At 60.8% G+C, this 13,267-nt stretch carries 13 protein-coding genes and 1 tRNA gene; 8 read left to right on the plus strand and 6 right to left on the minus strand.

The annotated features are described in order from the left end of the window. Positions 1-13: 13 nt before the first annotated feature. The 3 genes from HY836_RS17425 to HY836_RS17435 all read left to right on the plus strand — a co-directional run bounded on the left by HY836_RS17425 (position 14) and on the right by HY836_RS17435 (position 1,590). Positions 14-1,018, plus strand: a complete 1,005-nt coding sequence (locus tag HY836_RS17425) for a class 1 fructose-bisphosphatase (protein ID WP_290678739.1) — start codon at positions 14-16, stop codon at positions 1,016-1,018. Positions 1,019-1,047: 29 nt separating this feature from the next. Further along, a tRNA-Thr gene (locus HY836_RS17430) sits at positions 1,048-1,123 on the plus strand. Between the two features lie 116 nt (positions 1,124-1,239). Continuing rightward, complete coding sequence (locus HY836_RS17435; RefSeq protein ID WP_290678742.1) at positions 1,240-1,590, plus strand: 50S ribosome-binding protein YggL; 351 nt, start codon at positions 1,240-1,242, stop codon at positions 1,588-1,590. Between the two features lie 5 nt (positions 1,591-1,595). Here the strand turns inward: HY836_RS17435 and HY836_RS17440 are convergent, their stop codons facing one another. Together HY836_RS17440 and HY836_RS17445 are read right to left on the minus strand one after the other, a co-directional pair. After that, entirely contained in the window at positions 1,596-1,934 is a 339-nt protein-coding gene (locus HY836_RS17440) for a single-stranded DNA-binding protein (protein WP_290678745.1), read from the minus strand. A 22-nt stretch (positions 1,935-1,956) separates the two neighbouring features. Further along, on the minus strand, positions 1,957-2,997 hold the full coding sequence (locus HY836_RS17445) for an ABC transporter ATP-binding protein (RefSeq protein WP_290678775.1): 1,041 nt from the start codon (positions 2,995-2,997) through the stop codon (positions 1,957-1,959). A 191-nt stretch (positions 2,998-3,188) separates the two neighbouring features. Here HY836_RS17445 and HY836_RS17450 point away from each other — a divergent pair, with 191 nt between their 5' ends. Then, positions 3,189-4,814 (plus strand): iron ABC transporter permease, encoded by a 1,626-nt coding sequence (locus HY836_RS17450; protein ID WP_290678778.1) that lies wholly within the window; start codon positions 3,189-3,191, stop codon positions 4,812-4,814. A gap of 15 nt (positions 4,815-4,829) precedes the next feature. On the opposite strand, the gene HY836_RS17455 is transcribed toward HY836_RS17450, so the two are convergent. The 3 genes from HY836_RS17455 to HY836_RS17465 form a co-directional block, all read right to left on the minus strand. Further along, on the minus strand, positions 4,830-5,849 hold the full coding sequence (locus HY836_RS17455) for a Fe(3+) ABC transporter substrate-binding protein (RefSeq protein WP_290678748.1): 1,020 nt from the start codon (positions 5,847-5,849) through the stop codon (positions 4,830-4,832). Between the two features lie 166 nt (positions 5,850-6,015). Further along, on the minus strand, positions 6,016-6,369 hold the full coding sequence (locus HY836_RS17460) for a hypothetical protein (protein ID WP_290678751.1): 354 nt from the start codon (positions 6,367-6,369) through the stop codon (positions 6,016-6,018). 227 nt (positions 6,370-6,596) lie between these two features. After that, positions 6,597-7,253, minus strand: a complete 657-nt coding sequence (locus HY836_RS17465; RefSeq protein WP_290678754.1) for a PEP-CTERM sorting domain-containing protein — start codon at positions 7,251-7,253, stop codon at positions 6,597-6,599. A gap of 238 nt (positions 7,254-7,491) precedes the next feature. On the opposite strand from HY836_RS17465, the gene HY836_RS17470 reads away from it, so the two are divergent. Both HY836_RS17470 and HY836_RS17475 read left to right on the plus strand, forming a co-directional pair. Continuing rightward, positions 7,492-8,448, plus strand: coding sequence for a DHH family phosphoesterase (locus HY836_RS17470; protein ID WP_290678757.1), 957 nt, complete (start codon positions 7,492-7,494; stop codon positions 8,446-8,448). A 355-nt stretch (positions 8,449-8,803) separates the two neighbouring features. Beyond that, complete coding sequence (locus HY836_RS17475; protein ID WP_290678760.1) at positions 8,804-10,714, plus strand: hypothetical protein; 1,911 nt, start codon at positions 8,804-8,806, stop codon at positions 10,712-10,714. A gap of 6 nt (positions 10,715-10,720) precedes the next feature. On the opposite strand, the gene HY836_RS17480 is transcribed toward HY836_RS17475, so the two are convergent. Continuing rightward, the gene (locus tag HY836_RS17480) at positions 10,721-11,326 is read right to left on the minus strand and encodes a hypothetical protein (RefSeq protein ID WP_290678763.1); all 606 of its coding nucleotides are present in this window, start codon (positions 11,324-11,326) and stop codon (positions 10,721-10,723) included. 464 nt (positions 11,327-11,790) lie between these two features. Between HY836_RS17480 and nifH the strand changes: the two genes are divergently transcribed. Both nifH and HY836_RS17490 read left to right on the plus strand, forming a co-directional pair. Continuing rightward, positions 11,791-12,672: a nitrogenase iron protein gene (nifH, locus tag HY836_RS17485; RefSeq protein WP_290678766.1), complete on the plus strand. Its 882-nt coding sequence runs from the start codon at positions 11,791-11,793 to the stop codon at positions 12,670-12,672. Between the two features lie 129 nt (positions 12,673-12,801). Further along, positions 12,802-13,267 (plus strand): nitrogenase component 1 (locus tag HY836_RS17490; RefSeq protein WP_290678769.1); only part of this gene is annotated, 466 nt, incomplete at its 3' end.

Raw genomic sequence — 13,267 nt, forward strand, 5'->3', positions numbered from 1 at the left:
CAGAGACCACAACATGTCCAAACGCATCAGTCTCACGCAGTACCTGATCGAGCAGCAGCGGGGCGAAGCCCAGATTCCCTCGCAATTGCGCCTGCTCATCGAAGTCGTGGCGCGTGCCTGCAAGAGCATTGCCATCAGCGTCAACAAAGGCGCCTTGGGTGAAGTGCTGGGCACCGCCGGCAGCGAAAACGTGCAGGGCGAAGTCCAGAAGAAGCTTGACATCATCGCCAACGAGGTGTTGATCGAGGCCAACGAATGGGGCGGCCACTTGGCCGGCATGGCATCCGAAGAAATGGATGATATGCACGCCGTGCCGCACCGCTACCCGCAAGGTGAATACCTGTTGCTGTTTGATCCCCTCGATGGTTCTTCCAACATCGACGTGAACGTCAGCATCGGCACCATCTTCTCTGTGCTCAAGCACAAGGGTGGCGACGTCACCAACGACAGCTTCCTGCAAGCTGGTACCGATCAGGTCTGTGCCGGTTACTGCGTCTACGGCCCGCAAACTACCCTGGTACTGACCGTGGGCAAGGGTGTGGTCATGTTCACGCTGGACCGCGAGCAAGGCGCTTGGGTGCTGACCGAAGCCGACGTCAAGATCCCCGAGGACACCAAGGAATTCGCCATCAACATGTCGAACATGCGCCACTGGGCTGACCCTGTGAAGCGCTACATCGACGAGTGCCTGCAGGGCAAGGAAGGCCCTCGCGGCAAGGACTTCAACATGCGCTGGGTGGCCTCGATGGTGGCTGACGTGCACCGCATCCTGACCCGTGGCGGCGTGTTCATGTACCCCTGGGACAAGCGCGAGCCCAACAAGCCCGGCAAGCTGCGCCTGATGTACGAAGCCAACCCGATGAGCTTCCTGGTGGAGCAAGCCGGTGGCGCATCCACAAATGGCCTGCAGCGCATCATGGAGATCAACCCCTCGCAACTGCACGAGCGTGTGAGCGTGGTGTTGGGCTCCAAAAACGAAGTGGACCGCGTCACCGCCTACCACCGTGAAGCGCAGTAAATTGCCATGCTAGAATTTTGGTCTTGGAAGCCGGTGTAGCTCAGTCGGTAGAGCAGCTCATTCGTAATGAGAAGGTCGAGGGTTCGATTCCTTTCTCCGGCACCATCTGAATCAAGCACTTAGCCCAGTCCGCAAGACTGGGCTTTGTTGTTTCTGGGCGTGATGTGCGCTGTACATTGCGCATCGTGCTTTTCCAGCACTCATTTTTCATACGGACAAACATGGCCAAACAACGTAGCCGACGCCTGCGCAAGAAACTCCACGTCGGGGAGTTTCAGGAATTCGGGCTGGCCTTCAAGGTCCAGCGCAAGCCTGGCACCCTGGACATCAGCTTCGTGGATGCCTTGCTGACCGACGTCATCGACCCGCGCGGCTTGGAGTTTGGCGGTTGGGCGTCGGGTGGCTTTGTCTCCCGACTGGGCCGTGGCAGCGTGACCGACGAAGATCGGCAGGTGTTGATCGATTGGCTCGGCCAGCGTGCCGACGTGGAAACCGCGTTGGTGAGTGGCTTGATGGATGCGTGGTACACCAGCTTCGTCGGCGACGACCAGTTCACCAAGGTCGTCGGCTGAGGCGTTCAGGCCTGGGCGTCTTCGCCTGCGGCCTCGCGCTTTCGGTTGACGTTGTAGGCCGTCAGGATCTGATGGGCGATCAGATCCAGGGCGGGGCGTACCTGGCCATCGCGGTCCGTCCAGACCTTGGGCGTCAGGGCGCCTGACAGGGCCACGCTGTCGCCCTCATCCATGGCCAGCAGTGCGTCACCGACGGCGTCACTGAAGGTGATCACATTGACGATCAGGTTCTCGCCATCTCCTGCGGTGGCGCGAACCTTGGCAATCACATAGGGCTTGCCGTTCTTGCCGGTCTTTTCGCTTGGCTGGCCTTGCAATCTGCCGGCAATCAGTGCGTCAATCATCAGTGGATCCTGTTCTCTCTTGTCATGCCTGCGTGTTTTCAAAGGCCACGACGTGGCTCATGTCCAGGCGGATGCCGATGGCCTCGCCAATGGCGTGGTCATGGTGTGAGGGCACGGTCGAGAGTACTTCGGAACCATCGGCCAGGGCCAAGGTGTAGAGAAACTCTGCTCCTTTGAATGCCTTGTGGACGACGCGAGCCTGGATGGGGCTGGCATCATCGTGCACGACATCGTCGGGTCGCAGCAGCACGTCGACACGGCTGTCGGCCAAAAAAGGCATGCGGTCTTCGGTGAAGAAAGTCGCCTGGTCATCCGGGACCACGCCTACCTCCAGTTGCAGTCGATGCGCATCCAGAACCCGAGCATGAACGAAAGCGCCTTGGCCTACGAAGTTGGCCACGCATCGATTGGCGGGGCGGTGGTACAGGGCATAGGCCGTGTCCCATTGCTGTAGCCGGCCCTCTGCCAGCACGCCCACCACGTCGGCCATGGCGAACGCCTCGTGCTGGTCGTGTGTGACAAGTACCGCAGTGGTGCGAGTGGCTTTCAGAATGTCGCGGACCTCGCCCGCCAGACGCTCCCTCAGGGCCACGTCCAGGTTGGAGAACGGCTCATCCAGCAGCAGCACGGCAGGTTGAGGCGCCAGGGCGCGGGCAAGCGCCACACGCTGTTGCTGCCCCCCCGAGAGCTCATGCGGATAGCGGCGTGCAGCATGAGCCAGACCCACGGTGTCGAGCATGTCGGCCACGCGGCGATCCGCATCGGGATGCCCCCGCAGACCGAAGCGGACATTCTGCGCCACGGTCAGGTGCGGGAAGAGGGCGTAGTCCTGAAAGACCATGCCGATGCGACGTTGCTCTGGCGGCACGACGCGACCTGGCTGGCTGAGTGTGCGGCCATCCAGAGAGATGCTTCCTGCCGTGAGGGGTTCGAAACCGGCCAGTGCGCGCAATACAGAAGTCTTGCCGCAGCCGGAAGGGCCCAACAGGCAGGCGATGGCGCCTTGTGGCAGCGAGAAACTCAGGTTTTCGACAATGGCTTTGGGCCCGTACTGGAGGGTCATGTCCTCCACGATCAGCCAGGGTGGCCCAGGCGGTGGCGAAGGCGTTTGGGCAGGGTCGTGGGCGGCGTGCATGTCGAGGGTGTCAAACAACTGAAGTAGCGATGATAATTCTCAGTTGCGCCATGTCTGTTTTCCTCGCCCCAACCTTCCAGTCTCCCTCGCTGTTCCAGCGTGTGTCGTCGCGTTGGCTGATGATTGTGGCCTTGCTGGTGGGGGCTCTGGTGGCCCTGCCTGTACTGGCCGTGCTGGCGCAGGTGCTGTCACCCAGTGATACGGCGGATACCTGGTCGCACCTGGCCGGGACGGTGCTGCCTGATTACATCTGGTCCACCTTGTGGCTTTGCCTGGGCGTCGGCCTGGGCACGGCGAGCATGGGGGTGGGGGCAGCCTGGCTGGTGAGCCGCTACGACTTTCCCTTGCGCGGCGCGCTGGAGTGGGCGTTGGTGCTACCGCTGGCTGTTCCCGGGTATGTGATGGCATACACGTATACCGACTTGCTTCAGTTTGTTGGCCCGGTGCAGACGGGCTTGCGCGAGGCATTCGGATGGTCACGTGCAGACTACTGGTTCCCCGATGTGCGTTCACTGGGGGGCGCCGTGGTGCTGTTTTCGCTGGTTCTCTATCCGTATGTCTACATGTTGGCGCGTACCGCTTTCCTGGAGCGCGCCGGTGGCATGCTGGAGGTAGGGCGTGTGCTCGGCCTGGGGCCCTGGGGCAGTTTCTTCAGGGTGTCGCTGCCGCTGGCCAGGCCGGCCATTGCTGCAGGCGTTTCTCTGGCCCTGATGGAAACCTTGGCCGATTTCGGGGCTGTGTCCTACTTTGGGGTTCAGACCTTCACCACGGGCATCTACCGGGCCTGGTTTTCTTTAGGCGACCGGGTGGCAGCCGCGCAACTGGCTTCGACTTTGCTGGGGTTCGTTGTGCTTGTGTTGATGTTCGAGCGGCTGTCTCGCGGGCGGGCGCGTTTTCATGACACCACTTTGCGCCGATCACGTCTGAGTGGCATCCGCGTGGGTGGGTGGCGAGCCGCACTGGCGGTGCTAGCCTGCATGATTCCGGTGTGCGCCGGGTTCCTGTTGCCGGCCGGTATTTTGCTGAACATGTCACTGAGCCAGGGGGATGCCCAGTTCGGCCCACGCTTCATCGAGTTGGCCACCAATAGCCTGACAGTGTCCGCGCTGACGGCTTTCATCGCTGTCATGCTGGCGGTGTTGCTGGCCTATGTTGCACGCCTGCAGCCGCATTGGGCCGTGCGCATGACGCACCGGCTGGGTGGGCTGGGCTATGCACTACCCGGTACCGTGATTGCCGTGGGCGTGCTGATTCCGGTCACGCATGTCGACAAGATACTGACGACATGGCTGGAGCAGTCGGTTGGGTGGACGGGCGGTTTGCTGATCACCGGTGGCATCACCGGACTGGTCTATGCCTGCGTGGTGCGCTTTCTGACGCCAGCCTTGCAGTCGGTGGATGCGGGCTTGCTCAAGGTCACGCCGAACATGGATCACGCGGCCCGCAGTCTGGGCCTGAGCCCCGCACAGACCTTGCGCAGGGTGCATTTCCCCTTGCTTCGCGGTAGCTTGTTGACGGCGCTGTTGATGGTGTTCATCGACGTGATGAAGGAGTTGCCGGCCACCTTGGTCATGCGGCCGTTCAACTTCGATACCCTGGCAACGCAGGCCTATACGCTGGCCTCCGATGAGCGCTTGGCCGAGGCCTCCACAGCGGCGCTGACCATTGTGGTGGTGGGCTTGCTGCCTTTGATCGTTTTGTCTCGCGAGATCGCTCGGAGTCGATTGCCAGGAGGCCGGCGCTGAGCCCTGTGCCTTAACTTAACGCCAGCCTGCCCGGTCGAACAGCTTCTGGGCCTTGGCCGCATTCTTTGCCAGTTCACCCACGCCAATGGTGTCGGGCTTGAACTGGCCCAGCGCCGTCAGTGCGGGGTTGTCAATCTTGACGGATGCTACCGCTGGCCACTCGTTGTTGCCGTCGGCGAAATAGGCCTGGGCTTGATCGCTGCTCAGGTACTCCAGAAACTGCATGGCGGCCGCTTTGTTGGGCGCGGTCTTGATGATGCCTGCGCCGGACACATTGATATGGGTGCCCCAGGTCTGCTGGTTGGGCCATGCCACGCCAAGCGCCTCGACGACCTTGCGGTCCTCTGGTTTGTTCGAGCGCATCAGGCGTGCCAGGTAGTAGCTGTTGGTAATGGTCACCCCACACTCCCCGGCGGCCACGGCCTTGAGCTGGTCCGTGTCGCCACCCTTTGGGCTGCGAGCAAAGTTCTGCACCAGACCACGGGCCCAGGCTTCCGCCTGCTGTTCGCTCTGGTGGGCGATGAACGCGCCACCCAGCGACAGGTTATAGGGGTGCGAGCCCGAACGCACGCATACCTGGCCTTTCAGGCGCGGATGGGCGAGGTCGCCATAGGTCTGCACCCATTCGGCCTTGACGGCAGACTTGTTGTAGGCGATCAAGCGGGCGCGAGTGGAGAACGCAATCCAGTTTGGCGTGCGGAGGTTGGCCGGGATGCGCTTGTCCAGCACTTTGGATTGGATGGGCGCGAACAAACCTGCCTGATCGGCAATCTCCAGTCGGGCGGCATCAACCGTGATCAGGATGTCGGCAGGCGATTTGGCGCCTTCGGTCTTGATACGCTCCAGCAACTCGTCTTCCTTGCCATCCAGACGATTGACCTTGATGCCGGTCAGCTTGGTGAAGTTGGCGTAGAGGGCTTCGTCTGTCTGGTAGTGACGAGCGGAATAGATATTGAGGGTCTTGTCGTCAGCCTGAGCAGCAAAGGCCATGACAGCGAGGGCAAGCATGGACAGGCGGGTAAAGGATGTAGCCATGGCGAGCATTCCTGAATCAACGTTGTGGAAAAGAGCCAGTAGCCGGGAACCGATACTGGCCAATGATGACCTGTATGTTATCAAGAATTATTCGCGTTTGCATTACGCCGAGCATGATCATGCATATTGCACTCGGCATATGACGTGTGGTGGGGCGTCGAAACGGTCAGTGCTTGGGTGGGCGTGCGCTTGGGCAAGCGATTGTTTCGCCTTCGTCCATGGCTCTCAGGAATGCGCTTTGAAAGGCTTTCAGCAGCGACTGCAACTCGCCATCCGACAACAGGGGCACGCCGTGCGCAATCAACGCTGCTTTCAGCGAATCCAGATCCCGGCAGCGCACGGACTCCCCACGCTGCTCCAGCCTGAACCCGAGCAGCCCATCATCCGTCGTGCTGGGGTAGATGTCGATATGCTTGAGCGCGGCCATCTCGCGCAACTGTTTGAACGTACGGCGCTGGTCCTCCGGGACGGACAGCAGCAGTGACACTGGCAGTTCCTTGTCCTCATCCTCGTCATACATGGCAGGCTCCCGCACTCGACTGAAGTAATTCGTCAGTCTGCGCGCAGGCCCCTGTCAGGTCAATAAAGACCTCGGCGGGACGTTTGCGATCAGCCGCGCAGCGAACTTATCCCCGCAAGCTGTGGATAACCTTGTTGGCAAGCGCTTGGTAAGGGTCTTTCCCCCTGGGAAGGCCCCTTGAATGCCTCGAAATGAGGCAGTTTTGTGACTTTGTTGTGCCGATCAGCTCAGGCCTTGCGGCGAGCGGCGGCGATCACGCCAAACAGGCCCAGGCCCATCAGTGCCCAGGTAGCGGGTTCCGGCACAGCCTGGGCGGTTTTCACGGAGATGCCGTCGATCGACATATAGGCCTTCGACGTGGTGGAGGCCAGGATGAAGGACAGCTGCTGGCTGGCGGACCCAGCCGTGAAAGTCAGCGATTGCTTGTACCAGTTCGAGCCGAGATCGAGTTGCGAGCCCGAGCCGACGGTCACGCCATCGAGCTGCACGCTGATGGCGTTGCTGCCCAGGTAGTTGACGCTGCCGTAGGTGTAGCCAAAGTTGCCGGCCTCCCAGGACACGGTGTATTGCTGGCCGACGGTCAGGCCGCTGAGCGTCTGGCCGAAACGTTCCATGTAACTGCCATAAGAACCCAGGCCGACCCAGGTGCCGCCATCTGCGGATGCGGTGGGGTTGGCGCCAAAACGCAGCGTGTTGATCAAGCCGACGTTGTTCAACCCGTCCATGATGTCGGGCGTGCCTTCGAAGATGGTCCAGCCGGTGGGCACGCCGTTGTTGGTGATCGGGCCGGTCAGCGAGCCGTTGGTCACGAGTTCCTGCGCAGCAAAGGCGGCAGAAGAGGTGGCCATCAAGGCGGCAAGGGCGATGTGACGGATGGTGATCATGGCGGCTACAGCTTCGAGGAAGGAATGTTCGTTGGCCCTCGTGGGACAAGTGCATGAATGCTAGGGCGCGCGGGGGCGTTCAGCCCATCCCCCGACTGCTGGGCCGGCCGGTCTTTTCCGGCATTTGCGTGAATCCATCACGCGTGAATTCGCGATCGGAATCGGGTTACTGCCACTAACATGGGCGCTTTCCTGATTTCCGCCTGTCAAAAAGGCGTTTTTGAAAGGCGCACACGCTGTGAGCAACGGACTTTTCACTTCTCTGCCAGGCCTGGCGGTCACACCCGCCAAGACCGATCCCAACCCCCTGGTGATCTACCACGGCAAGTGCCCAGACGGTTTTGGCGCCGCGCTGGCGGCCTGGTTGTATTTCGAAGGGCAGGGCGAGTACCTGGGTGTCACGCACGGCAAGATCACCGATGTGAGCGAATTGCCGCCGCTGGAAGGGCGCGCCGTCTACATCCTCGACTTCTCGTTTGACGAAGCCATCATGCGAGGCATCGACGAGCGCGCAGCCAAGCTGGTCATGCTGGATCACCACAAGAGCGCGGCCGACAAGCTGGGTGCGTTCCAGTGCCGCTGTGGCGCCGTGCACTTCGACATGTCGCAATCGGGCGCGATGCTGTCGTGGAAGTTCTTCCACCCCGAGCAGCCCGTGCCCGATCTGATCCGCTTCATCCAGGACCGTGATCTGTGGACCTGGGCCATCCCCGAGAGTGCGGCCTTCCTGTCGGCTCTGGATCTGGAGCCGGACGAGTTCCCACGCTGGGCCGAGATCGTGGCCTTCAAGCCCGAGCAGGTGGCCGAGTTCTGCCAGCGCGGCACGGCCATGAACGAGAAGTTCCTGAACCTGTGCCAGGACATCGCCCGCGGTGCGTCGCCGGTGACCTTCAATGGCCAGCAAGGCGTGATGGTCAACTGCCCGGGCGCCTTTACCAGCGAAGTGGGCAACATGTTGTCGGCCGAGTGCGGCAGCTTTGCGCTGCTGTGGAGTGTGTCCAAGGACGGCACGGTCAAGGTGGGCTTGCGCGCGGTCTCTACCTACAACGCCATCCCGCTGGCTGAAGCCATGGGTGGTGGCGGGCATCCGCAGGCTTGTGGCTTCCGCATGGGGCCTGAGCGTTTGGCAGAGCTGCTCACGGGCGTGTTCTGGTCAGATCCTGATAGGGCCGGGCTTACGCCTGGTGACCAATAAGCAGCAGTTTGTTGCGATTGGCGTCCGGCCGCCGTTCAACAATCCTCATACAGATGGATAACAAGAGGATGTGGCTGTGGCTGGATTCAACAAGAACAGGGAATGGGTACTTGGCGCGTTGCTGGTAGCGGCGCTGAGTGGGTGTGGCGGCGGCGGCGGTGGCAACACGCCGGCTACGGGTGGCGAGGTGCCATCGGTTGGCACGGGCTCCTTAACGCCAGCTACCGCCCCGGCAAGTGGTGCAAGCAGCGTCAGTGGGGGCTCGACGTCGTCGGGAACTGGAGGGGCAGGAACGGGCACAAGCGCTGGTTCGCCGAGCCCTTCGCCAGCCATCATTCCTACCGCACATCCCAAGGTGCTGCTGAGTCAGTCGGCTACCTTGTCAAGGCTGCGCCAGCAATTGAGCGCTGGTGTGCCGGCGGCCACGCGCTTCAAGTCCTTCGTTGACAGCGAGTTGAGCAGCCCCGGGCGCAACTATGCCTTCCAGGCCTGGTTTGCCGCCTTGATGTTCCAGGTCAGTGGCGATGCCAAATACGCCGACTTCGCGGTCGCCAAGGTGGATGCCCTGGTGGCAGGTGAAGAGGCCTTGATCTCATCGGGTCAAAAGGCCGCCGTGTCAGGTGACAGCTACCTGGATGTCGGCCCCATCATTGGCGATGTGGCCCTGGTGTACGACTGGTGCAACGCACGCTTGAGCGATGCGCAGCGCAAACGCTGGATCGCCTACATGAACCAGGCCGTGAGCAACGTCTGGCACCCGGATACGGCCACCTGGGGCGGCAAGGCCTTCCCGTGGTCGGGTTGGTCCGTCAACAACCCATCCAACAACTATTACTACTCCTTCCTGAAGGCGACGATGTTGGTGGGCCTGGCCACCGCAGGTGAGAACGATCAGGCAGCCGCATGGCGCAACCAGTTCCGCCACACCAAGATCGCCGGAGAACTGGTGCCCACCTTCGAGCGTGACCTGCAAGGCGGCGGTTCGCGTGAGGGCACAGGCTATGGCACGGCGATGAAGAACCTCTACCAGTTGTATGACTGGTGGGAGCGCTCCACGGGGGAGCGCATGGCATCCCTGACGCCACATACGCTGGCGTCGCAAGCCTGGATGCTGCATTCGATCGTGCCGACGCTGGATCGTCTTGCCGCCATTGGCGATCAGGCACGAGATTCATCGGTGGCCTTGTTCGACTACCACCGTGAGTACCTGCTGTCGCTGACATCGCTGTTCCCGCAAGAGCGGCTGTCTGGCGCCTCAAAGATGGTGCTGGACGCATCGGCCTTGCCCAGGATGCAAAACGGGTTCGAGCTGTTTGCAGACTATCTGTACCCGCCCACCAGTTTGCCGTCCGTGCAAATGGCGGATTTGTCCACGGCCTATTGGGGATCGGGCACCGGCCAGTTCTTCATGCGCGCTGCCTGGGGTGACAAGAAGGCCGCCTATTCGCTGTTCACCTGTGGCCCGTATACGGAAAGCCATGCGCACCATGATCAAGGCGCATTCCAGATCTACCGAGGGGAATGGTTGGCGCCCACGTCCAACATCTACTCGCACTCGGGCATTCAGCAGGGTGAAGAACACAATAACCTGGTGCGCATCATGCAGAACGGTGTGGTTGTGCCTCAGACCTACAACACCACGTGCGAGATGAAGGCGCTGGTCGATAATGCCCATTACAGCTATGGCATGGCCAGGGTCACGCCCTCCTATGCAGGTAAGGCCGCTGTGACCAAGGTTGAGCGCGAGTACCTGTTCATCAAGCCCGCCACCTTCATCGTGTTTGATCGTGTTGGTTCCACTGCCGGCACCCAGCGTGTCTGGACGATGAACATGCCGGGGACTGCCACCGTGTCTGCCAATGGGGATCGCCTCACGGTGTCATCTGCCAGTGGCAACGCGCTGGATGTGTACCGTGTGGCGCCCGCTGGCTTGAGCTACCAGGTCAAAGCGCCGGCCTTCAGCCCCGCTAACAGTGACACATGGCTGCAGCAGCCCAAGCGCGCCGAAGTGACGGACTCTGCCGGTACGCAGAGCCTCTTCCTGCATGTGCTGGGCACCAATGGTGATGTCACCAGCGCGGTTCGCTCTGATGCCACTGGTCAGACGGGTGTGCAGATCTCCCTGGCCGATGGCCGACGCGTCATCGCGCGTTTCGCCAACGACAGCACAGGCGGCACCTTGCAGATCTTGCAATCTGGTGGTGCCACGCTGTTGAGTGGCAGCCTGCCCACCACCGTGAGCGCGCCGCCGCTGTTCACCAATTGACGATGCTCAGACCGGACGGTTTTCGTTCGGGTTGCGCACCGGGCCCATCAGCGCCAGGCCTTCTGCGTAGGTGATGGTGTCGAAGGTGACGTCGAACTTGGAGGCCGCATCGGCGATCTTGTCGAGCTTGGCTGCCGTGTCGAGCTTCTTGAGGTCGTTGCGCTCCAGATAGAGCAGCTCCAGCAGTTCGTTGTACACCGTGCCTTCGTCAATGGGCAGCACATAAAACATCGCGCCCTTGTAAGGCACCTGGTACTTCTTGCTCAGGTCGATGTTGTTGCAAAACAGGAAGTACTTGCCGCCCGCAGTCAATGCTTCGCCCAGCACTTCGGCCACGTCCTTGAGGTACTCGAAGGACAGCAGATAGCCCGTGAAGAAGGGCAGGGTGCTGTCACCTGTATTGGCTGCAGCCATGACTTGATCACAGGTCAGCTCGGGAGGGCGAGCCTCGTCGGCCAGTTGCGTCGAAAAGCGCAGGGCCAGTTCACCACGGAAGCCGAAGCGACCTGGCTTGTGGGTCATGCCCTTGAAGACAGGGTTCTGCAGGTAGCGACCTTTGTCGAGGCGGCCGAATACTGTCTGTTCAATGGGGTTCTGCTCGGTCACGGTCATGATGTGGTCCTTGGGTAGTGGCGCGAACAAGGTCAGAAGAAGGTTCGCGTTCTTGTTGAGACAAGACCCTTCAATGCAATCGGCATACCAGTTGGATTCACACTGCCCATTGAGCCGTCGCCAAGGTTCCCTCCCTACGTAAACCACCGTATACAACGCGATGTCGCCAGCCTGACGTCGCTTGAAACGCGTGTGCCCTTCACGACGTGATGTGGCGTTTTGTCAGCTTTCAAACAATGACATTTTGGTCTTGTTGAAACGCGCAAAAAGGCATTTTCCCTATCTGAATCAAGTACTTGCATATTTCTGAAGCAGGTGGCACAGCAGTTGCGATAGAGGTCTTGCGCAGACCATGTCTGGCCAGTGAGTGGCGGCACGAGAAGACCTATATCGGCACCAAAGGCACATCAGGGTCGCGGCTTCGCAACCTGCTTTTAATCCTCAGCTTACTTCGGAGAACTGCAATGGCTTCTTTGAGACAGATCGCCTTCTACGGCAAGGGTGGTATCGGCAAGTCCACCACCTCGCAAAACACCTTGGCTGCGCTGGCAGAGATGGGTCAAAAGATCCTGATCGTCGGCTGCGACCCCAAGGCTGACTCCACCCGTCTGATCCTGCACGCAAAGGCGCAAGACACCATCCTGTCGCTGGCTGCTGAAGCTGGTTCGGTGGAGGACCTCGAACTGGAAGACGTGATGAAGGTCGGCTATCGCGACATCCGTTGCGTTGAGTCCGGTGGCCCAGAGCCTGGAGTTGGTTGCGCCGGTCGTGGCGTGATCACTTCGATCAACTTCCTGGAAGAAAACGGCGCCTACGAAGGCGTGGACTATGTGTCCTACGACGTGTTGGGCGACGTGGTGTGCGGTGGCTTCGCCATGCCCATCCGTGAAAACAAGGCACAGGAAATCTACATCGTCATGTCTGGCGAAATGATGGCCATGTACGCCGCCAACAACATCTCCAAGGGCATTCTGAAGTACGCCAACTCGGGTGGCGTGCGTCTGGGTGGCCTGGTGTGCAACGAGCGTCAGACCGACAAGGAACTGGAACTGGCCGAGTCCCTGGCCAAGATGCTGGGCTCGCGTCTGATCCACTTCGTGCCTCGCGACAACATCGTGCAACACGCCGAACTGCGTCGCATGACCGTTCTGGAATACGCACCGGACTCCAAGCAGGCTCAGGAGTACCGCACGCTGGCCACCAAGGTCCACGGCAACGCCGGCAACGGCACGATCCCCACCCCCATCACCATGGACCAGCTGGAAGACCTGCTGATGGAGCACGGGATCATGAAGACCATCGATGAATCCGCAGTGGGCAAGTCCGCTGCTGAACTGGCCGCGTAAGCCCCACCCCCGAAGCGCCTGCGGCGCTCCCCCTCAAGGGGGCGCCGCTGGCGGCCCGGCAAAGCCGGTTCCGCTGCGGCTGCTTGACCACCATTCACCACCTCGCTCAAGCGATGCAGGAGTCACACCATGAGCATGACCGTTGAAGAACGCAAGGCCACCAACAAGGCCTTGATTGATGAAGTCCTCAAGGCCTATCCAGAGAAGATGGCCAAGCGCCGCGCCAAACACCTGGGTACCTATGAAGAAGGTAAGCCCGACTGCGGCGTGAAGTCCAACATCAAGTCATTGCCTGGCGTGATGACCATCCGCGGCTGCGCCTACGCTGGTTCCAAAGGCGTGGTGTGGGGCCCGATCAAGGACATGATCCACATCTCGCACGGCCCCGTGGGCTGCGGCCAGTATTCGTGGGCTGCCCGTCGTAACTACTACATCGGCGTGACCGGTGTGGACACCTTCGTGACGATGCAGTTCACGTCCGACTTCCAGGAAAAGGACATCGTGTTCGGCGGTGACAAGAAGCTGGAAAAGATCGTTGACGAAATCCAGGAACTGTTCCCTCTGAACAAGGGTATCTCGGTGCAATCCGAGTGCC

Source organism: Aquabacterium sp., assembly GCF_016234775.1.
Lineage (GTDB): Bacteria > Pseudomonadota > Gammaproteobacteria > Burkholderiales > Burkholderiaceae_C > Aquabacterium.